1 pseudogene is annotated in these 1,390 nt (G+C 44.0%); it reads right to left on the bottom strand.

The window, feature by feature from the left end:
• Nucleotides 1–1,390 (bottom strand): annotated as a pseudogene (locus tag ACFINS_RS09625) (filamentous hemagglutinin); the annotation flags it as partial.

Below are 1,390 nucleotides of genomic sequence, written 5' to 3' on the forward strand. Positions count from 1 at the left end.
ATGAGATTGCCACTAGATTGTATTACCCCCGAAACAGTTGGTTTATGCGAAAATGCTTGTGTGACAGTCTTTTCTGTCATATGTGACCAGTCTTCGTTTATTGACCCAAACCATCCTCCCTTCCGCCGAGAACCATTCCATTGGTAGCGTTTTACGGACTTTTGATCATAGACAGGCTTAAATTCCCAAGTAAAAGCCTTATAGACTGTTCCATCGCTTGAAATTGCGGTGCCATAGGTTTCTTCTTTGCTCGACCAAAGAGGAACATCCAAGAAAATTTTTACGTGCCCTTTAAAAGGTCCGGTATGACTTTGATGTTCGTGCCCTTTTCCCCAAAGGTTGGGACCATCTTGATATAACATCCCATCACTGAGTTGATCAGAACCCTTTGGTCTTTGGAAAGAAATATCGCTATATTCCGTTTTTTCTGTGATGACAGGCGTGCTATCGGCTTCGTTTTTAGAGTGTTGGTTTGGATATTTAAGTTTCCACCAGCTTGAATAAAGCCCGCTTTGTTAACAAGGGAAAGGCTTTTTCCTGTGCCTTCTGCATTGGTGAAACCCAAATCACCCTCTGCCATTATGGCACCAAAATCATTCAACAAATCCCCATCAACTTGTAAAGCACCATTGCCCTTCACATAAATTAAGCCCGTTTTGTTGTTGGTCACATCCCCCGTCACGCTAAAGATTAAATCCTGCCCCGATGCCAATTGACCGCTATTTCCAAGCTCCCCCGTTTTGATCACGAAATCTCTGGCTGCTAAAACAGAAGTTGTCTCATCAACCATAACGCTTGGAGCAACAAAAAGAATATCTCCAGTCCCTCCCTGATCTGTCACGGCTTGTAGCCGCGCATTGTGAATATCAAGGGCATTGGTGCTGTTAAAATCTAAACCGCCATAAGCCAATTCGCTCTCTGAGACATCAATATGATCTGCAATTAAATACAGCGTTTGCGGCGTGTAAATATGAGAACGATTATTGCTTAAATCGAGAGTGTTTGCTGTCAATCTCACATCCCCCTCAGCAGACAACACATTCTCAACACTGATCTCTCCTGATACCGATGTCAATGTTGCGCTGCCATAGCCAATGACCTGATCATAATAGATGTCGTTGCCTGCAAAAATTTCAATATTGCCACCACTGGCAATCTGACCAACCTTCACCCCTTCTTTTGCTGTAATCAAAAGAAAGCCCTTTTCATCTAAAACAAGATCCCCTGAACCGCCCGTAGAAACGACACCTGTCATCAGTGTCCCTGCATCAAGGCTGCCAACCTTTAAAACAGCTTCTTCACCCGTCATCAGCGAAGAAAAGTCAACCGCCCCACCCTCAATATTTGCCTTGCCATAGGCTAAAAGTTGCCCAAAATGAACGGGAGCATT

The sequence above is a fragment of the Bartonella sp. AA2SXKL genome (assembly GCF_042197205.1).
GTDB lineage: Bacteria > Pseudomonadota > Alphaproteobacteria > Rhizobiales > Rhizobiaceae > Bartonella.